15 protein-coding genes are annotated in these 20,778 nt (G+C 71.0%); 9 read left to right on the top strand and 6 right to left on the bottom strand.

Annotated features, from left to right (window positions below; all coding sequences use genetic code 11):
* Positions 1-35 precede the first annotated feature (35 nt).
* On the top strand, positions 36-443 hold the full coding sequence (locus tag AC1MBW_RS05440) for a heat shock protein transcriptional repressor HspR (protein WP_043597756.1): 408 nt from the start codon (positions 36-38) through the stop codon (positions 441-443).
* 93 nt (positions 444-536) lie between these two features.
* On the top strand, positions 537-1,688 hold the full coding sequence (locus tag AC1MBW_RS05435; RefSeq protein ID WP_480025728.1) for a class I SAM-dependent methyltransferase: 1,152 nt from the start codon (positions 537-539) through the stop codon (positions 1,686-1,688).
* Between the two features lie 36 nt (positions 1,689-1,724).
* On the opposite strand, the gene AC1MBW_RS05430 is transcribed toward AC1MBW_RS05435, so the two are convergent.
* Complete coding sequence (locus AC1MBW_RS05430; RefSeq protein ID WP_480025727.1) at positions 1,725-2,201, bottom strand: pilus assembly protein CpaE; 477 nt, start codon at positions 2,199-2,201, stop codon at positions 1,725-1,727.
* Between the two features lie 148 nt (positions 2,202-2,349).
* On the opposite strand from AC1MBW_RS05430, the gene AC1MBW_RS05425 reads away from it, so the two are divergent.
* Positions 2,350-3,846: a right-handed parallel beta-helix repeat-containing protein gene (locus AC1MBW_RS05425; protein WP_480025726.1), complete on the top strand. Its 1,497-nt coding sequence runs from the start codon at positions 2,350-2,352 to the stop codon at positions 3,844-3,846.
* Positions 3,847-3,906: 60 nt separating this feature from the next.
* On the opposite strand, the gene AC1MBW_RS05420 is transcribed toward AC1MBW_RS05425, so the two are convergent.
* From AC1MBW_RS05420 to AC1MBW_RS05400, 5 genes are all read right to left on the bottom strand, one after another.
* Positions 3,907-5,388, bottom strand: a complete 1,482-nt coding sequence (locus AC1MBW_RS05420; RefSeq protein ID WP_480025725.1) for a hypothetical protein — start codon at positions 5,386-5,388, stop codon at positions 3,907-3,909.
* Between the two features lie 151 nt (positions 5,389-5,539).
* Complete coding sequence (locus tag AC1MBW_RS05415; RefSeq protein WP_480025724.1) at positions 5,540-6,451, bottom strand: Ig-like domain-containing protein; 912 nt, start codon at positions 6,449-6,451, stop codon at positions 5,540-5,542.
* 3 nt (positions 6,452-6,454) lie between these two features.
* Positions 6,455-7,789, bottom strand: coding sequence for a hypothetical protein (locus AC1MBW_RS05410; protein ID WP_480025723.1), 1,335 nt, complete (start codon positions 7,787-7,789; stop codon positions 6,455-6,457).
* 179 nt (positions 7,790-7,968) lie between these two features.
* The gene (locus AC1MBW_RS05405; protein WP_480025722.1) at positions 7,969-8,385 is read right to left on the bottom strand and encodes a DUF3060 domain-containing protein; all 417 of its coding nucleotides are present in this window, start codon (positions 8,383-8,385) and stop codon (positions 7,969-7,971) included.
* 124 nt (positions 8,386-8,509) lie between these two features.
* On the bottom strand, positions 8,510-10,387 hold the full coding sequence (locus tag AC1MBW_RS05400) for a hypothetical protein (protein ID WP_480025721.1): 1,878 nt from the start codon (positions 10,385-10,387) through the stop codon (positions 8,510-8,512).
* A 775-nt stretch (positions 10,388-11,162) separates the two neighbouring features.
* Here AC1MBW_RS05400 and AC1MBW_RS05395 point away from each other — a divergent pair.
* From AC1MBW_RS05395 to AC1MBW_RS05370, 6 genes are all read left to right on the top strand, one after another.
* Positions 11,163-13,352: an ATP-dependent Clp protease ATP-binding subunit gene (locus AC1MBW_RS05395; protein WP_480025720.1), complete on the top strand. Its 2,190-nt coding sequence runs from the start codon at positions 11,163-11,165 to the stop codon at positions 13,350-13,352.
* Positions 13,353-13,564: 212 nt separating this feature from the next.
* Entirely contained in the window at positions 13,565-15,892 is a 2,328-nt protein-coding gene (locus AC1MBW_RS05390) for a DUF7933 domain-containing protein (RefSeq protein WP_480025719.1), read from the top strand.
* A gap of 161 nt (positions 15,893-16,053) precedes the next feature.
* Entirely contained in the window at positions 16,054-17,130 is a 1,077-nt protein-coding gene (gene wecB / locus AC1MBW_RS05385) for a non-hydrolyzing UDP-N-acetylglucosamine 2-epimerase (protein WP_480025718.1), read from the top strand.
* Between the two features lie 92 nt (positions 17,131-17,222).
* Positions 17,223-18,620, top strand: a complete 1,398-nt coding sequence (locus AC1MBW_RS05380) for a tyrosine-protein kinase domain-containing protein (protein WP_480025717.1) — start codon at positions 17,223-17,225, stop codon at positions 18,618-18,620.
* A 161-nt stretch (positions 18,621-18,781) separates the two neighbouring features.
* A complete protein-coding gene (locus tag AC1MBW_RS05375; protein WP_480025716.1) occupies positions 18,782-19,939 on the top strand; it encodes a glycosyltransferase in 1,158 nt (385 codons plus the stop codon).
* Positions 19,936-20,760: an arsenate reductase/protein-tyrosine-phosphatase family protein gene (locus tag AC1MBW_RS05370; protein WP_480025715.1), complete on the top strand. Its 825-nt coding sequence runs from the start codon at positions 19,936-19,938 to the stop codon at positions 20,758-20,760. Before AC1MBW_RS05375 ends, AC1MBW_RS05370 begins: the two co-directional genes overlap by 4 nt.
* Positions 20,761-20,778: the final 18 nt, after the last annotated feature.

Genomic DNA, 20,778 nt, shown 5'->3' with positions numbered 1-20,778 from the left:
ACGAGATGGACCGACCGGACCCCACCCAGTGGCCGATGGACGAGCACTCGCCCCTCTTCGCCATCGCGACCGCCGCCGAGCTCTCGGGCCTGCACGCCCAGACGCTGCGGCAGTACGACCGGCTCGGGCTCGTCGTGCCCCAGCGGACGGCGGGCAAGTCGCGGCGTTATTCGATGCGCGACGTCGTGCAGCTGCGCGAGATCGCGCGCCTCGGCGGCGAGGGCATCTCGCTCGAGGGGATCAAGCGAATCCTCGAGCTCGAGAACCAGGTCACCGCGCTGCAGTCGCGCGTGCGAGAGCTCGAGCGGGCACTGGCGGACGAGATGGTCAACCGCCCCGGTGCCAGGGTCTTCGCCGCGGGCGAGAGCGGTGTCGTCCCGCTGCGTCACGGCACCCGGCCGTCGCGGCAGACCTCCGTCGTCGTCTGGCGTCCGCTGCGCTAGACGTGACCGAGGCGTCACGACGTGTCGCTCATCTCGGGCGGGGCGGCGAGCGGCATGTCGCGACTTCTCGACGGGCGCCGCTAGCGTTGCCGGGTGATCGACTTCGCGCAGCTCCGCCGGTGGCCCGACGTCGAGGCCCCCGAACTGCTGGCCCACGACGCCACCGACCGGCTGCTGCTCGACACCTCCCAGGAGGCGCTGGTCGCGCACCCGGGGCACGTCGCCGTCGTCGGCGACCGCTACGGGGCGCTGGCCCTGGGCGTGGCCGACCTCGTGGCCGACGGCGTCGAGGGCACCCCGGACGGTGGGGAGTCGTCCGCACCGATGCCGGTGCGTGTGCACCAGGACGCCCTCTCGGGTGAACTCGCCCTCGCCGCCAACGCGCGCGTGGCGGCCCCGGGCGCCCGGTGGTCCTGGCACGCCCTCGACGCTTCACTCGTCGCCGGCGCCCGGGTGGTCCTCGTCCAGCTGCCCCGCGGGCTCGACGCCCTCGACGAGATCGCCGAGGTCGTCGCCGCACACGCCCACCCCGAGGTGAAGCTGTTCGCGGGCGGGCGGATCAAGCACATGACCCCGGCCATGAACGAGGTCCTCGGTCGGCACTTCGGTGACGTCCGAGCCGGGCTGGCGCGCCAGAAGTCGCGGGTGCTCGTCGCGACGGCCCCCCGCGCCTCCGACGCCGGCCGCTGGCCGCGGACCGAGCGGCACGGCGACCTGGTCGTCGCCGCCCACGGTGCCGCCTTCGCGGGCGCCACGATCGACATCGGCACCCGGGCCCTGCTGGCCGCCCTGGACGCCGAGCGGCCCGCCGCGCGCGACGTCGTCGACCTCGGCTGCGGCACGGGCGTCCTCGCCGCGTCGTACGCCCTCGCCCACCCCGACACCGTCGTCGTCGCCACCGACCAGTCCGCGGCGGCCGTGGCCTCGGCGTCGGCGACCGTCGCCGCGAACGGCCTCGCCGGTCGGGTGGAGGTGCGGCGCGACGACGCTGGTGCGTCGCTGCCCGGCGGCTCGGCCGACCTCGTCTTGCTCAACCCGCCGTTCCACGTCGGGGCGACGGTGCACGCCGGCATCGCCCACAAGCTCTTCGACGCGGCCGCGAGGTTGCTGCGTCCGGGCGGCGAGCTCTGGTGCGTGTGGAATTCCCCCCTCGGCTACCGGTCCACGCTCGAACGGGTCGTGGGTCCGACCCGCCAGGTGTCGCGGGGCCCGAAGTTCACCGTCACGGTGTCGACCCGTCGCTGACCGGGTCGTGTCGCCCCACGCCGGGGCGGCTTCGCCTCACTCGACCTCGTCGAGCCGGAGCGAGGCATCGACGTAGGCCAGCAGGGCGTGCGCGTAGGCCGTCTCGGCATCGTCGGCGGCGTGCACCTCGTCACCGCGGGGGGAGCTCGCGTCGAGGATGCGCACCTGGTAGCCGACCTGCTCGCCGTCGACCACGACCCGGTCGAGCGACACGAACGACCGCCCGAGCAGCTCGCGGAGCTGATCCTCGCGAGGGAGCCAGAGGGCGTCCTCGACGGCCACGGAGTCGAGCGCCCATTCCGTGGTGCCGTTGAAGCCGAGCACGGTACCGGTCGGATGCTCGTGGGCCTCGATCGTCATGTCGCTCAGTGTGAAGACGTCGCCGACGCCCTCGTCCGCTCCTTGGTCGCCCTCGGTCTCGAGGAGGCGTTCGACGACGAAGCGGTCACCGGCGGAGGGCCGCCAACGCAGACCGGCGGCACGGAGGCGGCGGGCGAGATCGACGGAGATCATCGACCCAGCATGCCGACCTCGCCGGTGAGCACGCCGGGAGCGCACTCCGATCTCGGGTGGATGCCGGAGGAGGGCTCAGGGGGTAGCGTGTCGATCGTACACCTAACAGTCGTGATATCCATCACATCCCCCCTTCACGAGGAACATCTTGAGACCGACATCTGACCGTCCACCACTTCTCTCCGCCGAGCGCGACGCCACCGGGCCCGCGGGCCGTGCCGCGGCCCACCCCCGGCCGGGGCGCCGCGCCTTCCTCGTCGGCGCCCTGGCAGCGGCGGGGGCCGGCGTCGTCGAGGTCGCCGGGCGGCCGGACGCCGCCGTGGCCGCCGGTGCCGCTCCCGCCACGATGCCGACCCTCACGGTCGTGGTCGCCTCGTCGTCCTTCCCGACCGTCGCACAGGCCCTCGCCGCCGTGCCCCCGGGGGGCACGCTGCTCGTCGACCGGTCGGAGGCGATCGCGTCGCCGCTGATCGTCGATCGATCCATGACCGTCCTGTTCGCGCCGACGGTCCGCCTCACGGCGACCGCGCACATCACGATGATCGACGTCCACGCCTCCGACGTGCGCGTCGTCGATGCCGCGCTCGTCGGGGCCGGGACGTCCCGGGCGGCGAGCGGAAAGGGGGTCGTGGCGACGGGGACGGCGACCGCTCCGCTCGAGCGGCTGTCGATCGAGGACTGCACCTTCACGGGGCTGTCCCACTCGGCCGTCGTCGCGACGTCGGTGGTCGGTCTCGAGGTCGTCGGCTGCCGTGTGGACGACGTGGGCTACGCCGGCGTCGTGCTCGTCTCGTGCACCGACGCGGTCGTGCGGGGCTGCACCGTCGCCGACGTCCGACAGCCTGCCGGCTTCGTCAACTCGTACGGCATCGCGGTGACGCGGGACGAGACGAAGTCGCTCGTCGATTCACCCCGGTCGGCCCGGGTCACGATCGACGGCAACACCGTCCGCGGCGTCCGGCTCTGGGAAGGCATCGACACGCACGCGGGGCAGCAGATCGTGATCCGTGACAACACCGTCTCGGGGTGCTCGGTGGGCATCGCCGTGGTGCCGTGTCAGAACGATGCGACACCGCAGGAGTACGTCTACGCCCCGGTCGACGTCGTGGTCGCCCGCAACCACGTCGAGCGGGGCGACTCGCCCGGGACGGGTTCGGGCATCGTGGTCAAGGGCGCCGGCTCGACCGTCGCTTCGGGGGCGGAGCGGGCGTCGGCGGTCGTCGAGGACAACGTCGTCGTCGGAATGGGCGGTGGCGACCGCGAAGCGGGCGTGCTGCTCTACCTGACCCGCGACGTCGTCGTCCGGGGCAACCTGCTCTCGGGCTGTGTCGGCCGCGGGGTGTGTCTCTACCATTCGAACGATGCCACGATGCTCGTGGGCAATCGCGTCGAGGGTGTCGTGCTGGCCGCCGGTGCCACGGTCGCGGCTGCCGTCGAGGTGCGCAGTTCGGCCAACACGGCCACGCTCGTGGGCAACTCGTACGCCCCGGGGTCGCACCTCCCCGGCTCGGCGGCCTCGGTGCGTGGAGTCGCCGTTCCGGGGTCGGGCAACGTGCTCGACCTGCTGCGCAACGACTGGACGGCGACGGTGCTGCCCGTCTGGGGCCGGTCCAGCACGATCACCCGCTTCGCCGACGGCGCCTGACGGCTGGTGCCGAGGAGGTGCGGGTCCGCTCGTCACCGCACCCGCGCCTCCTCGTCGTGGTCACGGGCGCGGCGCGAACGCTCCGTAGTCGACCGTGCGAGGTGGCCACCCCGGTGTCGTCTCGACGAAGGTCAGGTAGTAGATCGATGGTCCGGCCAGGAGGTACGAGAGCGACCAGGTGCTGGCGTCGGTGACCTCGACGGGGCCGGTGATCTTGGTGCCCCATCGGTTCTCGACGTGGACCTGGCCCCGAGGGTCACCTGTTCCGGTGAAGGTGGTCACGCTGCCGGATTCGTAACCGGCGCCCCGGTCGGGGGAGACGACCTGGAACACGGCGCGCTGCTCCGGGGGGCGGATGACGAAGGGGCCGTCGGACTTCTTCTCTGACCCGAGCTGCTGGTTGACGAAGAGCGTGTACACGCTGGGTGCGACGAGGATGCGGTCGTGGTGCCACAGCCCCTGGGCGTCGACGGGGATGCCCTTGGCGATCTCGGTGCCCCAGGCGTTCGTGAGGGTCACCGTCGCGGACGGGGTGGCGGTGCCTTCGATGCGGGTCGGTACTCCGGAGGTGTATTCGGCAGGCCCGGAGACCGTGCCGGGCCGGAGGGCCGGGACGGGTGGTGTCACCCCGCCCAGGGTGATGGTCGCGGTGGTGCGGTTGTCACCACGACCGACCTGAACCACCTCGAGATCGTGGCCCGAGTCGTCGAGGGGGGCCGTGGTGAGGCGCCACGTACCCGAGACCAGCACGGTGGTCGCCGGGGCAAGCCACGAGGTCGAGCCCTTCTCGCGCACACGCACCTCGCCGCGGGGCACACCTGAACCGACGAGCGTGACGGGCCCGCCGAGGTGCTCGGTGCCGTCAGTCGGGGTGGTGATGCTGACGGGGGCGCCGTAGTCGAGGTCGACATCGAGCCGATCGAGTTCGTCGCCGTCGACGGACTGACGCACGGTGAGACGGTGAACGCCCCCGGCGTCCGGAGCCAGCACCGTCGTCTCGAAGGAGCCCGACGACGCGGCGCGGGTGGTGCCGATGACTCGATCGGCATCGTTGACGACGTCGATGTCGGCTCGAGGGGTCGCCGTGCCGGTGACGCGGGCGCGTTCGGTGCGGAGGGGGGAGAAGGTCGCCTCAACTGCCAGGGGCTGGCCCACGAAGAAGTCGAGCTCGTCGGTGTCGACGAGGCGCTCGTCCACGTACTCGGCGAGTGTGACGCTGCCGGGGCCGAGCGCCTGCTCTGTCAGCTCGGCCTGCCAGGCGCCGGTGCCGTCGGCGTCGACCTCGAACCGGTCGTCGACGAGGATCGTGGCCAGGGGCGTCGCGGTTCCCGCGACGTGGACGGTGCGGGTCTCGAGCTCGATCGACGTGACCCGGGCCGACAGGGCGAGCGGTGCAGGCGTCGCTGGGGCGGTCGGAGCCGCTGAGGCGGGAGGGGTTGCCCCGGCAGCCCAGGCGGGTGGGGGAGGCACGAAGGTGATGGTGGCCGTCACGGCGGTGGTGACGGCGGCAGCCAGCACGGAGGCGCGGCGGGGGACGATCATCGGGGTGTCCAATCTGCTGGGTGCGAGTGCTGCTTCGAGCAAATATTAATACCACACGTTTGACATGTCGTTTGCGACGCGCAGGTCTCCTGGAGGTGCCGGCGGGCGGGCAGCTGTGAGGCGGCCCGCCCGCCGGGTGTCCGTGCCGAACTCAGCGGCGGGGCTGGAAGTTCAGGACGGTCGCCTGGGTCTCGGCGGGGGTGCCCTTGTCTTGGATGAAGTTGATCGTCCAGGTCGAGGTGCCCATGTTCGCGCGGGTCCAGGACCAGGTGCCCCGGTCGGTGACGCGGGTGGCGTCGAGGCGGGTGCCGTACCGGTTCTCGATCTGTAGCAGTTTGCCCTTCTCGGCGGTGCCGGTGAAGGTGAACGAGGTGTTCGGGACGTAGCCCTGGGCGATGGTCGCCGCGTCGGGGTTCGTGACGGCCACCGGGGCCGTGGCGGTGGTGCGAGGCGTGAAGTTCGCGACAGTGGCCTTCGTCTCGGCGGGGGTGCCCTTGTCTTGGATGAAGTTGATCGTCCAGGTCGAGGTGCCCATGTTCGCGCGGGTCCAGGACCAGGTGCCCCGGTCGGTGACGCGGGTGGCGTCGAGGCGGGTGCCGTACCGGTTCTCGATCTGTAGCAGTTTGCCCTTCTCGGCGGTGCCGGTGAAGGTGAACGAGGTGTTCGGGGTGTAGCCCTGGGCGATGGTCGCCGCGTCGGGGTTCGTGACCTCGACGGGCGCGATCTCGCCGGCTTCGGGGTTGAGGGTGACGGTGTCGAGGGTGGTGTTGTTGCCCTTGCCGGTCTGGGTGACCTCGAGGACGTGCTTGCGGTCGTCGACGTTGGTCGTGTCGAGGGTCCAGGTGCCGCTCTGCAGCACTTGCTTGGTGCCGAGGACGGTGGTGCTGCCCTGTTCGCGGACGACGACCTGCGCACCGGGCTCGCCGCGGCCGGTCATGCGGACCGGGCCGCCGTCGTGGGCCATGCCCTCGACCGGGGCCGTGATCTGCACGGCGGCGCCGTAGGCGACGGTGCGGATGATCTCTCCGTTGTCTTCACCGTCGATCTGCTGGTAGATGCGCACGTCCTAGTCGCCACCGGCGTTCGGGGCCGGGATCGGGGTCGACCAGATGCCCGAGCCCGGGCGGGCGTCGGTGCGGGCGATCTCGGTGCCGTCGACGTCGGTGACGATCACCGTCGCGCCGGGCTGCGCGGCGCCCGAGAGCATGGCGTCCTGGCCGAGGTCCACCGGGAACGACACGGCCGCCGACACCGGGCGCACCTCGAGGACGACGTCGAGGGTGGTCTCGTCGGTCTTGACGCCGTTCTCGTACTGCTCGAGCGTCACCGGGTTCGACCCCAGCTTCAGGCCCTCCAGTTCGAACGACCACGCGCCGTCACGGTTGGCCTGGACCTCGTCGACGCCTCCCAGGATGACCCACGAGCCTGGCGCGGCCGTGCCCGAGATCTGCGCGGACCGCGCCCTGACGTCGACGCCGTCGACCATTCCGGACAGCGCTGCCACCTCGACGGAGAAGACCTGGAAGGCCGTCACCTGCTTCGTGGACGTCGCGTCGCGCTGGACTCGGAGGTGCCCGCCGGACAGTGTCGTCGAAGGGGGTGAGGACGCCAGTCGCAAGGTGGCCCGGATCTTGTCTCCGGCCGTGGCCACGGTCGTGTCGGTGCCGCGGGTGGCCCGGCGGCCGTCCGCCGAGACGGACCAGCCGCCGGGAATCGCCTCGATGGTCGTGCCCTGCGGCGCCAGGAACTCCTGCTTGCCTTGTGCGCTCGCCTTCACGATGGTGGCTTCGACCTGGACGGTCCCGCTCCGGACGCCCGTGACGGTGGGGATGGCGACGTCGGAGCCGTAGGGGGTGAGCAGCTCGGCGGCCGTCGCGTCACCGACGCTCTCGGCCTGGCCGAAGAGCTGCGTGCCGTGGTTGTCACTGCCCACGAAGGCATCCGGTGCTTTCAGGGCGACCAGTCCATCGCCCTTCGAGTACGAGTTGGAGATCGGCTTCCAGCGGAACTGCTGCACGTCGCTCCCGTCGCAGAACTCGGCCGTGTACCTCTGTCGAGAGTCGTTGTGTGCGCGGTAGGTCAGGCACAGGTCGGCGTCACCTCCGACCCAGCGGATCTCTCCCGGCGCGTCCTTCGTGGGGACCGACCAGGTCTGCGCGACCTGCTCGGCGGCTGCCCGGGTGGTCTCCTTGACCACGGGCACGGTGGATCCCCGGGTCGGTGTGCCGACTGCCTTCCAGTCGGTGGACTCGTTCTGGGTGACGTAGGGGCCGATGAGGCCGGATGATGCCGCCGTCGGCTGAGGGGGCTCGGCGTGGGCGGCGGGGGCATGGGCGAGCGCGGCGACGAGCGTCGCCGTGGCCAGACCGATCGCGCCGTAGCGCCGGGCTGTCGTCGTCATGTGCAAGGTGTGCTCTTTCTGTCGTGGCATGCGGCGCGTGGTCGAGGGCCGCTGGCCAAAACAGTACACATGAAATGCGACATGGAGGGGCTGGTGTCGTCGTATGAAGGGGAACGGCGCGTGGGTCGCGGGGTGGCGACCCACGCGCCGTCGGTCGCGTGGTGAGGTCGGGGTTCGGGTCAGCCTGCTCGGGTGACGGTGTTGGTGTCGTTGTCGGTGTTGACGACGGGGTCGGCGTCGGTGGTGTGGGTGATGGTGTTGCCGGTGCCTTCGAGGTCGATCTGACCGACGGTGCCGAGGTCGACGGTGTTGTCGTTGCCCATGATGACGAGGGTGTCGGCGGGGCCGGCGGTGAGGGTGCCGCCGTTGCCGTTGACGACGATCGTCGCGCACCCCTCGGGCAGTGACTTCTCGGTCTCACCGGTCTCGTCGAATTGCATCCAGGCGACGCCGTCGACGCAGGTGTCGTCCGCGGGCGCGGCGTCGGCCGTCGGGGTGGGGGTCGGTGCCGGTTCGTCGGAGGAGCTGCAGCCGGCGAGCAATCCTGCGAGGGCTCCGGTGAGCGCGATGGTCGTGAACAGCGAGGTCTTGGTCATGGGTTGTCCTGGTCTGGGTGGACGCGGTGTCGCGTCGGGGTGGGTGTGAGGGAGGAGGGCCGCCTCGGGGGCGGCCCTCCTGGTGCCGGTCGCGGTGGCGATCAGCAGGTGCGGGCCGGGTGGGTCAGCTGCGGGGCTTGAAGTCCGCGACTGTTGCCTTGGCTTCGGCCGGGGTGCCTTGGTCCTGGACGAAGTTGATCGTCCAGGTCGAGGTGCCCATGTTGCCGCGGGTCCAGGACCAGTCACCGTTGGTGGTGACGGGTGCGTCGCCGAGCTTGGTGCCGAACTTGTTCTCGACCCGCAGGGTCTTGCCCGGGGTCGCGGCGCCGGTGAAGGTGAACGAGGTGTTCGGGGTGTAGCCCTGGGCGATGGTCGCCGCGTCGGGGTTGGTCACGGTGACGAGGGGTGCCGGGGCGGGGGTGTCGGTGCGGGGCTTGAAGTTCGCGACAGTGGCTTTGGCCTCGGCCGGGGTGCCCTTGTCCTGGACGAAGTTGATCGTCCAGGTCGAGGTGCCCATGTTGCCGCGGGTCCAGGACCAGTCACCGTTGGTGGTGACGGGTGCGTCGCCGAGCTTGGTGCCGAACTTGTTCTCGACCCGCAGGGTCTTGCCCGGGGTCGCGGCGCCGGTGAAGGTAAATCCGGTGTTCGGGGTGTAGCCCTGGGCGATGGTCGCCGCGTCCGGGTTCGTCACCGTGACCATGGGCGCCGGGGCGACGGCGGTGGGTGCGAAGTTCGCGACAGTGGCTTTGGCCTCGGCCGGGGTGCCCTTGTCCTGGACGAAGTTGATCGTCCAGATCGAGGTGCCCATGTTGCCGCGGGTCCACGACCAGTCGCCGTTGGTGGTGACGGGTGCGTCGCCGAGTTCGGTGCCGTATTTGTTCTCGACCTTGAGGGTCTTGCCCGGGGTCGCGGCGCCGGTGAAGGTGAACGAGGTGTTCGGCACGTAGCCGTCCTTCGGGTCGGCGGGGTTGGTCACCGTGACCACCGGGGTCGGGGCGGGTGCCTCGGCGCCGGGCTTGAAGTTCACCACGGAGGCCTTGGACTCGGTCGCCTGGCCCTTGTCCTGGATGAAGTTGATCGTCCAGGTCGAGGTGCCCATGTTCGCGCGGGTCCAGGACCAGGTGCCCTGGTCGGTGACGCGGGCCTCGTCGAGCTTGGTGCCGTACTTGTTCTCGACCTGCAGGGTCTTGCCCTTCTCGGCGGTGCCTTCGAAGGTGAACGAGGTGTTCGGGGTGTAGCCCTGGGCGATGGTCGCCGCGTCGGGGTTCGTGACGGCCACCGGGGCGACGACTCCGGCTTCGGGGTTGAGGGTGACGGTGTCGAGGGTGGTGTTGTTGCCCTTGCCGGTCTGGGTGACCTCGAGGACGTGCTTGCGGTCGTCGACGTTGGTCGTGTCGAGGGTCCAGGTGCCGCTCTGCAGCACCTGCTTGGTGCCGAGGACGGTGGTGCTGCCCTGTTCGCGGACGACGACCTGCGCGCCGGGCTCGCCGCGGCCGGTCATGCGGACCGGGCCGCCGTCGTGGGCCATGCCCTCGACCGGGGCCGTGATCTGCACGGCGGCGCCGTAGGCGACGGTGCGGATGATCTCGCCGTTGTCTTCACCGTCGATCTGCTGGTAGATGCGCACGTCGTAGTCGCCGCCGGCGTTCGGGGCCGGGATCGGGGTCGACCAGATGCCGGCACCGGCACTGGCGTTGGTGCGGGCGATCTCGGTGCCGTCGACGTCGGTGACGATCACGGTCGCGCCGGGCTGGGCGGCACCCGAGAGCACGGCGTCCTGCTCGAGGTCGGTCGGGAACGACACCGCCGCCGACACCGGACGCACCTCGAGGACGACATCCAGAGTCGACTCCTCGGTCTTGACGCCGTTCTCGAACTGCTCGAGTTCCACCGAGTTCGACCCCAGCTTCAAACCCGACACTTGATATGACCATGACCCGTCGGCGGCCACTTCGACCTCTTCGTCACCGTTCACGATGATGAACGAACCGGGTGTGGCCATTCCACCGATCGAAGCCAGGCGTGCGGGAAGGTCGATGGAGTTGACCTTGCCCACGAGGGCGTAGAGGGCTGAAAGGTCGGACTCGAGGGTGAGCGGCGTTCCGTTGAGCAGTCTGAGGTAATTGCTATAGGAATTCTCGCCAACGCCTCCGATGGCCTTGCTGGGGAAGCTTGCACTTCGAAGTGTCGTGCCGTCGAACCACCACTGCGTCGCGACATCGGACGTGTCGCACTCTGCGCCATCCCAAGTCCGCATCTGGACGATGCCGGCGATCTCTACGGGGGGGATGTACAAGCAAGCCGGGTTCCCGTCGGACGGTCGGGTCGTGAGCAGTGCGAAGAGGCCGTTGTCGAGTGGCTTGACGCCGAGTCGAGGAGCGCCTTGTGTCGCTGAGGCGAGGTCCGGGTATGTCACGTTGCTCCGAGGGCCCGTGCTGGCGGCGGCAGTGTGATACTTGGCGCCGTCCTTGAAAATGACCTGAACGGTCGCTTCGGCGTCCGGTGTGGCGGGTGCGGCAAGGGCCGCGGGCCCGAAGCTGAGGCCGGTCACGATCGTGGCTGCGGCGAGCCCGATCGCGCCGGTGCGCTTGAGTGTCTTCTTCATGCGTGAGGTGTTCTTTCCTGTCTGGGCAGCGAGACGCCGCCAGGTGAACGAGTACTGAAATGTTAGGCACAAAACAAGACATGTACAACATGACGAGCGTCAGGTCTTGCCCGCCGAGCGATCAGGCGTAAACTTGAGCCAGTTCCACTCAAGTTCCGAGAAAGGCACATCCATGGCGAACATGCAGGGCGCTCCGGCTTCCGACGAGAAGCAGAAGTCGGCGCTCGAGAAGTACGGGGTCGACCTCACCGCCATCGCCCGCAGCGGCAAGCTCGATCCCGTCATCGGCCGCGACGCCGAGATCCGGCGCATCAGCCAGGTGCTCACCCGTCGCACCAAGAACAACCCCGTCCTGATCGGCGAGCCCGGCGTCGGCAAGACCGCCGTGGTCGAGGGGCTGGCCCAGCGCATCGTCGAGGGCGACGTGGCCGACAGTCTCAAAGACAAGCGGCTGATCAGCCTCGACCTCGCCGCCCTCGTCGCCGGCGCGAAGTACCGGGGCGAGTTCGAAGAACGCCTCAAGGACGTCCTCAAGGAGATCACCAAGAGCGACGGCCAGGTCATCACCTTCATCGACGAGCTGCACACCCTGATGGGTGCCGGCGGCGGCGAGGGATCGGTCGCCGCGTCGAACATGCTCAAGCCGATGCTCGCCCGAGGTGAGCTGCGCCTCATCGGTGCGACCACCCTCGACGAGTATCGCCAGTACATCGAGAAGGACGCCGCCCTCGAGCGCCGCTTCCAACAGGTGTACGTCGGTGAGCCGAGCGTCGAGGACACCGTCGCGATCCTCCGCGGGCTCAAAGAGCGGTACGAGGCGCACCACGGGGTCACGATCACCGACGGTGCTCTGGTGGCCGCCGCCTCCCTGTCCAATCGGTACATCCCCAGTCGACAGCTGCCCGACAAAGCCATCGACCTCGTCGACGAGGCCGGCTCGCGCCTCAAGATGGAAATCGACTCGTCGCCGGTCGAACTCGACCAGCTCTACCGCGGTCTCGTCCGCCTGCAGATCGAAGAGCTGGCGCTCAAGAAGGAGAAGGACGACGCCTCGCAGGCCCGCCTCGCCACCCTGCGCGAGACCATCGCCCAGCAGCAGGCCGCCTACGACGACCTGAACGCCCGGTGGCAGGCCGAGAAGGCCGCCCTGCAAGGCGTCGGCACGCTGCGCAGCGACCTCAACGAGGCGCGCATCGACGCCGATCGTGCCCTGCGCGAGGGGCGTTACGAAGACGCCGCCCGCATCAGCTACGAGCGCATCCCCGACATCGAGAAGCGCCTCGCCGACGCCGAGTCGTTCGAGAAAAGCGGCGACCGACTCGTCAGCGACGCCGTCACCGACTCCGACATCGCCGAGGTCGTCGCCGCGTGGACGGGCATCCCGGTCGGTCGCCTGCTCAGCGGCGAGACCGAGAAGCTGCTGCACCTCGAGAGCGAACTCGGGAGGCGCCTCATCGGTCAGAAGGCGGCCGTCCAGGCCGTCAGCGAGGCCGTCCGGCGCACCCGCGCGGGCATCAGCGACCCCGATCGCCCGACCGGCTCGTTCCTCTTCCTCGGCCCGACCGGAGTCGGCAAGACCGAGCTCGCCAAGGCTCTCGCCGACTTCCTCTTCGACGACGAGAAGGCCCTCGTCCGCATCGACATGAGCGAGTACGGCGAGAAGCACAGCGTGTCCCGGCTCGTGGGCGCGCCTCCCGGCTACGTCGGCTACGAGGCCGGTGGGCAGCTCACCGAAGCCGTCCGTCGCCGCCCCTACAGCGTCGTGCTGATGGACGAGGTCGAGAAGGCCCATCCCGAGGTGTTCGACATCCTGCTGCAGGTGCTCGACGACGGGCGGCTGACCGACGGCCAGGGCCGCACCGTCGACTTCCGCAACACGATCCTCGTGCTCACGTCGAACCTCGGCTCGCAGGTCATCACCGACCCCGGCCTCAGCGACCCCGAGAAGGAAGAGCTCGTCCAGGGTCTCGTGCGCCAGGCGTTCAAGCCCGAGTTCGTCAACCGGCTCGACGACATCGTCGTGTTCTCGACCCTCAGCGCCGACGACCTCGGCCAGATCGTCTCCCTCTACGTCGACCGCCTCGGACGTCGCCTCACCGACCGTCGCCTCTCGCTCGCCGTCACCCCCGACGCGCGTGCCTGGCTCGCCGAGCGCGGCTACGACCCGATCTACGGTGCCCGACCGTTGCGCCGCCTGATGCAACGCCAGATCGACGACAAGCTCGCGATGGCCCTGCTCGGGGGCGAGATCGTCGACGGCGACACCGTGCGGGTGGACGTCTCGCCCGACGGCGAGGGGCTGACCGTCTCGCGGTACGACGCGACCGAGCCCTCGGCTTCCGATCTCGGCGACCTCGACTGACCCCAGCCACTATCGTGTGACATGTCAGTGCTAGTCTCGTGCGGTTCGGTTTCGTTGCACGAAAGGCTCGCATGTCCGCTTCCCCGTCTTCCTCCGCCCGCCGACGGAAGGGCTTGGCCGCGACACGGGTCGCGGTTGCGACAGGGCTGTCGGCTCTCCTCTTCGCGGCCGCGGCCGCGCCCCCGGCGGTCGCCGGATCGCCCAGTGAACCGATGCCCGACCGCGCTCGAGCGACTGGGTCGGCTGTCACGCCGACCCGTGAACCGGCCGACCCCCGGCCCCTCTTCGTCGAGGACTTCGAGAACGATCCGTCGTCGACGGCCCGACTCATCACCGACTACGTCGGCTCGACAGGAACGCGCTACTCGGCCGACCCGATCTGGGCCGATGCGGTTCGCTGCAACGGCCTCGTGGTGGGGGCGGGCGCGACGACCCCCGGTTGTGCGGCCGGTCCGGCCCTCCGCTCCCTCGCTCAGGCACTCGGCGTCATCGGTGGCGACGGTGACCCGAAGGGCAACCGCGCGATCTCGGCGTACACCAACGGTGGTGCGCCCGGTGCGGACAAGGTCCAACTCGAGACCGTCGCTCCCGTACCGGTCGACGTGGCGAACCGGTTCGTGACGTTCTCCGTCGATACCGTGGCCGCCAACTGCTCGGCTCCCGACGACCCGTTGCTCTCGTTCTCGTTGCTCGACGGCGACATCGAGACGCCCGTGTCCGACACTCCCATCAACCCCTGCCTCGACCCCGACCTCGAGGAGTTCGTCGTCGACGGCCACACGATCCGCGGCGGCACGGTCGCCAGCAAGGGTGCCCTGCTCTTCTCGGGCACCGAGCTGGGCGTCCGGCTGCGCAACCTCCAGGGCGGGGGCGCGGGAAACGACGGAGCCTTCGACAACGTCCGAGTCGTGGACGCCACCCCGCAGGCCGACCTGTCCCTGCCCGCCGCGGCCGTGGTGGGCGACGTGGTCGATCTCGTCCTCGACGTCACCAACACCAGCGAGGCCGGTGCCAAGCCTGGCTGGTCGTTCGCGCAGACCTTGCCCGACGGGCTGACCGTCGCATCGTCCGGTGAGGCCACCTCGACCTGTTCGTCCGCCGACGTCACGGCTCCGTCCGGGACCGACGCGATCCGCGTCCAGGCCGACTTCGCCGAGGGTGACGTCGCGTGCCGGGTCGTCGTCCCCGTCCTCGCCTCCGCGTCCGGCAGTCACGTGGTCGCGGCGTCGCAGAGCACCCTGTCAGGGCTGCTGCCTGCCGCCGATCGGACGATCGCGGTCGACCCCGAGGCGGCCTCCATCGACACGCGGCTCGACGCTCGCCTCGACGACGTCGCCGAGGGTGGCGCGGCCGGCGTCGCCGACGTCGGTGACCGGCTCACCTGGGTGCAGACCGTCGTCAACGTGGGCAACGCCCCGGTGCACGCCCTGGCCAGCACGCGCCGGGGCATGTCATGCGACGCCACCGACCTGCCCGTCGGTGCCCGCGCCTCCTGCACGTCACCGACCTACCTGGTCGATCAGGAAGCCGTCGACGAGGGTGGCCCCCTGACGGCGACGGTCCGGGCCGGCGCGGTCTCGCGCCTCGGCATCGTCCTGTCGACGGACGAGGCCCGAGCCGAGGTCCCCGTGACCGACCCCGCCGGTTCGGTGGGCATCGTCAGCTCGGTCACCGTCCGCGATGCCGACGGTGCCGATCGCACCGGCGAGGACGCACGTCCCGGCGACGTCGTCGACGCGCGGTACACGCTGACCAACCAGGGCACGGTCACCCTGACCGACGTCGCGCTGCAGGTCGTGGACGGGCTGCCGCAGGTGGGCCGGGCGGGCGCGGCCGACGAGTCGGGCGCCGCGATCGACACCGACTGCGAGGGGGAACGTCTGGTGCCGGGTGATTCGTTCGACTGCATCATCGCGCCGCAGACGATCGTCGAGGACGACCTCGGCTCACCGTTGACGTGGCTGTCCGCCACGGCGACCGGGTTCCGCCCCGACGGCACCCTCGTGCAGGCCCCGCGGGCTTCCGATCCGATCGGGCTCGTCAAGCCGGCCCCCGCGCTCTCGGCGACGGCCGTCGTCACCAAGGCAGGCGGACGCGTGAACGAGATCGCGGTCGGAGACGCCTGGCGGGGACGGGTCCGGGTGGTCAACACCGGCAACGTCGAGGTGTCCGGCCTGTGGGCTTCGGGCTTCACCTGCGACGTCGACCGTCTCGGGCTCGGACGGGCGACCCACTGCACGAGTGCTCCGAGCATCGTGACCTCCGCCGACGCCCGCACCGGCCGAGTCACCGTCTCGGCCACCGTCCGGGGCGTCGACCGGTGGGGCAGCCGTGTCACGGCCACCTCGTCCGCCGAGGCGTCCGTCCCCGGCGAGGCCGTCGCGCCGGCGCAGGCCGCGCCGGTCGCTGCGGCGCTGGCCTTCACGGGTTCGCCCCTGGGGCTCTCAGCGATCGGGCTCGGCGTGTTGCTCTCCGCCGCCGGGGCCCGGGCCGTCGTGGCGGCCCGACGACGACCCGGGGTCGATGCCTCGGACGGCTGATGCGATCGGCCGGGTCGGGAGCGCGACCGGCCGGTGATGACGTCGTGCCGCCCACCCCGCCGAGGTGTGCGGCAGGTCGCCGTGTCGGACGGGCTCCGTCGTGGTGGCCTCCCACACCTGAGGGCTGGTCGGATCGACGTTCTGCATGTAACATTTTGTACATGCAGATAATGAGCGTCGTCGGCGCCCGACCCCAGTTCGTCAAGTTGGCGCCCATGGCGCGCGCCTTCGCCGGCCGGTGTGACCACGTGGTGGTCCACACCGGCCAGCACTACGACGCGGCGATGTCCGACGTCTTCTTCGACGAACTCGAGATCCCGCGACCCGACGAGCAACTCGACATCGGGTCGGCGTCACACGGTGCCCAGACCGGGCGCATGCTCGAGGCCGTCGAGGGGGTGCTGCACCGACGTCGTCCTGACGCCGTCCTCGTCTACGGTGACACGAACTCCACGCTCGCCGCGACGTTGGCGGCCGTCAAGCTGGGCATTCCCGTCGCGCACCTCGAGGCCGGGCTCCGCTCGTTCGACCGGGCCATGCCCGAAGAGCACAACCGCGTCATGACCGACCACGCCGCCGACCTCTGTCTCGCGCCCTCCGAGACGGCCCTCGGGCACCTGCGAGACGAGGGGCTCGAGCGGCGCTCCGTGCTGGTCGGCGACGTCATGACCGACGTCCTCTTCGCGGTCCGCGACCGTCTCGCCCACCAGGAGGCGCGGGTCGGCCCGGCGAGCGAGGCCGCGGCCCGAGGTCCCTACGTGCTCGCCACGCTCCACCGCCCGTCGAACACCGACGATCCCCGGCGGCTGAGAGAGGTGCTCGACGGCCTCGCCGGCGTCGCCGAGACCGGGCGCACCGTGCTGTTGCTGGCGCATCCGCGGTTGCGGGCGCGCGCCTCCTCCTGGGGGATCGAGCTGTCGAGACCGGGCATGGTCGTGGCGCCGCCGGTCGGGTACCTCGACCTCGTCGGGCTGCTCGACGGGGCCTCGGGTGTCGTGACCGACTCGGGCGGGTTGCAGAAAGAGGCGTTCCTCCTGCGCCGACCGTGTGTCACCGTCCGGGCGGACACCGAATGGGGCGAGACCGTGAGGCTCGGCTGGAACGACCTCGTCGGCGACAGCCCTCTCGACATCGCCGCGCGGCTGGCGGCGCTGCCGTGTCCCGAGACCGCCGCAGCGCCGTACGGGGACGGCCGCGCAGCCGCCAGGGTGCTCGACGCCATGCTGTCCCGCTTCTGAGCACAGGGCATGAAAGCTTGTGCCCCGTCCTTGATCCACATAACATGTAAAACATCGTCTACCCGGCGTCGACACCCGAAAGGCCCCGATCCATGCGCGTGACCGACATCCTGCGAGCCCTGCTCGCCAGCTGGCTGCTCGTGGTCGTCGGTCTCGTGGTCGGGGGTGGCCTCGGCTACGCCGTCTCGGCCGTGGCGACCCCGACCTACGTCAGCAGCGCGAAGATCTTCGTCGCCGTTCGAGGGCAATCCGACACCACGGCGATGGAGATCGCCTCGGGGTCGAACGCGGCCCAGCAGAAGATCAAGACCTACACGACGCTCGTCACGACTCCTCGCGTGCTCGACCCCGTCGTCGCCGACCGGGGGCCGAGCGTCACGGTCGACGAGCTCGCCGGCCAGGTGACGGCGAGCTCGCCGACGGCCAGCACCCTGATGACCGTGGCCGTCACCGACGTCGACCCGCAGCGCGCGGCCGAGTTGGCCAACGCCGTCACCGAGAGCCTGCGCACCGTGGTGACGACCGAACTCGAGCCCGAGTTCGCCCCCGGCGTCCCGTCCGTCACGATGGAGGTCGTCGAGCCCGCCGCGCCGGCGCTCTCGCCGGCGACCCCCCGCACCGTCGCCAACGTCGCGCTCGGCCTCCTGCTGGGCCTCGCAGCCGGTGCCGCGGCGGCCCTCGCCCGGCGGGCGCTCGACACGAAGGTCAGGGGGCGCGACGATCTCGTCGTCGAGGGCGAGCTGGCCGTCGTCGGCGAGATCCCGTTCGATCCTCAGGTGCGGCGGCGACCGGTGGTCGCCCGCGACGGCGGTGCCAGCGTCCAGGCCGAGGCGTTCCGCATGCTGCGGACCAACATCCGGTTCCTGGGTGCGGGGGCGGCGGCGCGCTCGTTCGCCGTCAGTTCGGCCGGGCCGAGCGAGGGCAAGACCACGACCACGGCGAATCTCGCGGTCTCGCTCGCCGAAGCCGGGCTGCGGACCGTCGTGGTCGACGCCGACATGAGGCGGCCCAACCTGGCGAAGATCCTCGGCATCGAGGGCGCGGTGGGGCTGTCCGACGTCCTGATCGGGCGCTTCGAGCTCGACGAGGTACTGCAGTCCTGGGGGCACGACGGTCTCACCGTGCTGCCGGCCGGCGAGGTACCGCCGAACCCCAGCGAACTGCTGGGCTCAGGGGCCATGCGCGCGCTGCTCGACGACCTGGGGGGCCGGTACGACGTGGTCGTCGTCGACACCCCGCCCCTGCTGTCGGTCACCGACGCCGCGCTCATCAGCGAGATGGTCACGGGTGTCCTCCTCGTGGTCGCCTCCGGGCGCACCCGCCGTGCGCAGGTCGCCTCGGCGCTCGAACGCCTCGACGCCGTCGGCGGCACGCCGCGCGCCGCCGTGCTGACCATGGGGCGTCGGCGCCGGGCCGACTCCCGTTACTACTACTACAGCGAGATCGATGTCCCGCGTCGTTCCCTGCGGGGGCTCCTCCGCCGGGCCTGAACGACGCGGTCCCTGTCCATCCTGTCGGCCGTGCGGCCGACGGCGTCGCTCGACGACCCTGGGTCCGAGCTCGGGCCGAGCCGCGCCTCCAGACGGGCGACCGCTCGCCGTTGCCGGTCCTCGACGCCCTCTTCCTGTCACCTCCGAACGAACGGAACGCCATGACCACATCACCTCCCGACATCGTCCATGTGTCGAGCGCCCACCCCTGGACCGACAACCGCGTCCACCTGCGCGAGGCCGCCGGTGCCGCGGCCGCGGGGTACTCGGTGCGCCTGATCGCCGTCGAGAGCGACGTCACCACCCGAGAGACGGGCGTCGAGGTCGTGACGATCCCCCGCCGCCGTCGTCGTGCCCGCATGACGTTCGGCTCGGCCCAGGCCGTCGGGCTCGCCGTGCGCTCGAGGGCGCGGCTGTGTCACCTGCACGACCCCGAGCTCGTGTGGGCGGTGCCCCTGCTGCGCGTCCTCGGACGCCGCGTGGTCTTCGACGCCCACGAGGACCTTCCCGACCAGGTGGCGTCGAAGGCGTACGTCTCGCGTCGCACGGCGCGTCCCGCGCGTGCGCTCGCCCGGCTCGTCGTGCGCGTCGTGTCGACGGCCGACCGGGTCGTGGCCGCCACCGAGACGATCGCCGACGCCTACCCGGCGGGCAAGACGGTGCTCGTGCGCAACTACCCGCGCCTCCGGGCGGAAGAGGCGTCGGCGATCGAGCCGAGCCGCCGACCCCCGGCCGTGGCGTACGTCGGGGCACTGACCGCGAACCGCGGGTCGGCGGTGGTGGCCGGGCTGACCGGCTCGCCGGCTTTCCCCCACGGCTGGCGGCTCGAGCTGGCCGGACACGTCTCGGCGCCCGAAGCCGCCGAGCTGACCGCCCGACCGCGGACCGACGATCTGCCCGTGGTCTTCCACGGCCGGCTGTCGCCAGAGGCCACGCGCGACCTGCTCTTGGGGGCCCGGGTGGGGGTCGTCGTCTTCGAGCCGACCGCCGCGCACCTGAACTCGCTGCCCACCAAGCTGTTCGAGTACATGGCAGCGGGACTCGCCGTGGTCGTCAGCGACTTCCCGCTCTGGCGGAGGCTCCTGGGGCACCTCGACTGCGCCACCTTCGTCGACCCCACCGACGTCGACGCCGTGGCCGGAGCCGTCGCGGCCTACGACTCCGACCCCGACCTGCTCGACCGTCACGGCCGGAACGGGCGACGTGCCGCTCTCGAGACCTTCAGCTGGGACGGCGAGGAGGTGACGCTCCTCCGGCTCTACCGCGACCTGATCGGCAACTCGACACCCGGCAGCCGCGCCCCCGAGGGGGGATCGTGAACGCCGCGCGTCGACCCGCTGCCGCGCCCCTGCACGTGCTCGTCGTCTGCACGGGCAACCTCTGCCGGTCGCCGCTCTTCGCCGCCCTGCTCGCTCGTGACGTCGACGATGCGCGGGTGACCGTCACGAGTCGGGGCACGCTGGCCACCCCCGGCGCGGTCGTGCCCGCGGCGACGCTGGCGGCAGGGACGCGCCTCGGGGTCGACCTCGAGGGGCATGTCGCCCGGCCGCTCTCGAGCGTCGACCTCGAGGACGCCGACCTCGTGCTCACGGCCGGTCGCCGTCATCGCCGAGACGTCGTGCGGATGTCCCCTGCGGCCGCCTCGAAAGCGTTCACCATCGTCGAGTTCGCGCGGCTGGCCGAGGCGGCGCTCACCGAGGGGGCGGCCTGGGCCGCCGACGAAGGGGCGGTCGACTCCGGCCCGGGGCGATCCGGTGTCGCGCTCGAGTCCTTGCTCCGCATGCGGGGCAGCGTGCTGCGTCCCGACGACCCCGAGGACGACGACGTCGTCGACCCCATGGGGCGACGGGCGGGTGTGCATCTGCGCGTCGCCCGCCGGCTGGCGACCGCGGCCACGACGATCGCCTCGGCGCTCGGCCCCGTCATGGTCGACCCGTCCGCCGGAGGGCCCAGCCGTGCTCGCCGATTCGAACCGGGGGCCCGAGATGTCACGGAGCCGGCTCGAACGGTCTCGAGGTCGTCGGAGGCGGCCTTCGTCGCGGTCCCCCCTCCCGTCCCCGCTCGAGTGGGTCGCGGCGCCGTCCCGAGAGGTCGCCGCGCGCGACGAGACGGTGACGCGCGGGGGTTCGCCACGGCCTGACGCGCGACGCTGAGGGGG

This window comes from Frigoribacterium sp. AP1, from assembly GCF_056680555.1.
Note: the sequence above shows the minus strand (reverse complement) of the source record. Positions and strands in the feature narration are given on the sequence as shown.

What these genes read in the sequence shown, in the direction of transcription:
- AC1MBW_RS05400 (WP_480025721.1), bottom strand. Translation starts at nt 10,387, where the DNA reads ATGGCCACACCCGGTTCGTTCATCATCGTGAACGGTGACGAAGAGGTC.
- AC1MBW_RS05420 (WP_480025725.1), bottom strand. Translation starts at nt 5,388, where the DNA reads ATGATCGTCCCCCGCCGCGCCTCCGTGCTGGCTGCCGCCGTCACCACC.
- AC1MBW_RS05430 (WP_480025727.1), bottom strand. Translation starts at nt 2,201, where the DNA reads ATGATCTCCGTCGATCTCGCCCGCCGCCTCCGTGCCGCCGGTCTGCGT.
- AC1MBW_RS05375 (WP_480025716.1), top strand. Translation starts at nt 18,782, where the DNA reads ATGACCACATCACCTCCCGACATCGTCCATGTGTCGAGCGCCCACCCC.
- AC1MBW_RS05395 (WP_480025720.1), top strand. Translation starts at nt 11,163, where the DNA reads ATGGCGAACATGCAGGGCGCTCCGGCTTCCGACGAGAAGCAGAAGTCG.
- AC1MBW_RS05380 (WP_480025717.1), top strand. Translation starts at nt 17,223, where the DNA reads ATGCGCGTGACCGACATCCTGCGAGCCCTGCTCGCCAGCTGGCTGCTC.
- AC1MBW_RS05410 (WP_480025723.1), bottom strand. Translation starts at nt 7,789, where the DNA reads ATGACGACGACAGCCCGGCGCTACGGCGCGATCGGTCTGGCCACGGCG.
- wecB (WP_480025718.1), top strand. Translation starts at nt 16,054, where the DNA reads ATGCAGATAATGAGCGTCGTCGGCGCCCGACCCCAGTTCGTCAAGTTG.
- AC1MBW_RS05405 (WP_480025722.1), bottom strand. Translation starts at nt 8,385, where the DNA reads ATGACCAAGACCTCGCTGTTCACGACCATCGCGCTCACCGGAGCCCTC.
- AC1MBW_RS05440 (WP_043597756.1), top strand. Translation starts at nt 36, where the DNA reads ATGGACGAGCACTCGCCCCTCTTCGCCATCGCGACCGCCGCCGAGCTC.
- AC1MBW_RS05390 (WP_480025719.1), top strand. Translation starts at nt 13,565, where the DNA reads ATGCCCGACCGCGCTCGAGCGACTGGGTCGGCTGTCACGCCGACCCGT.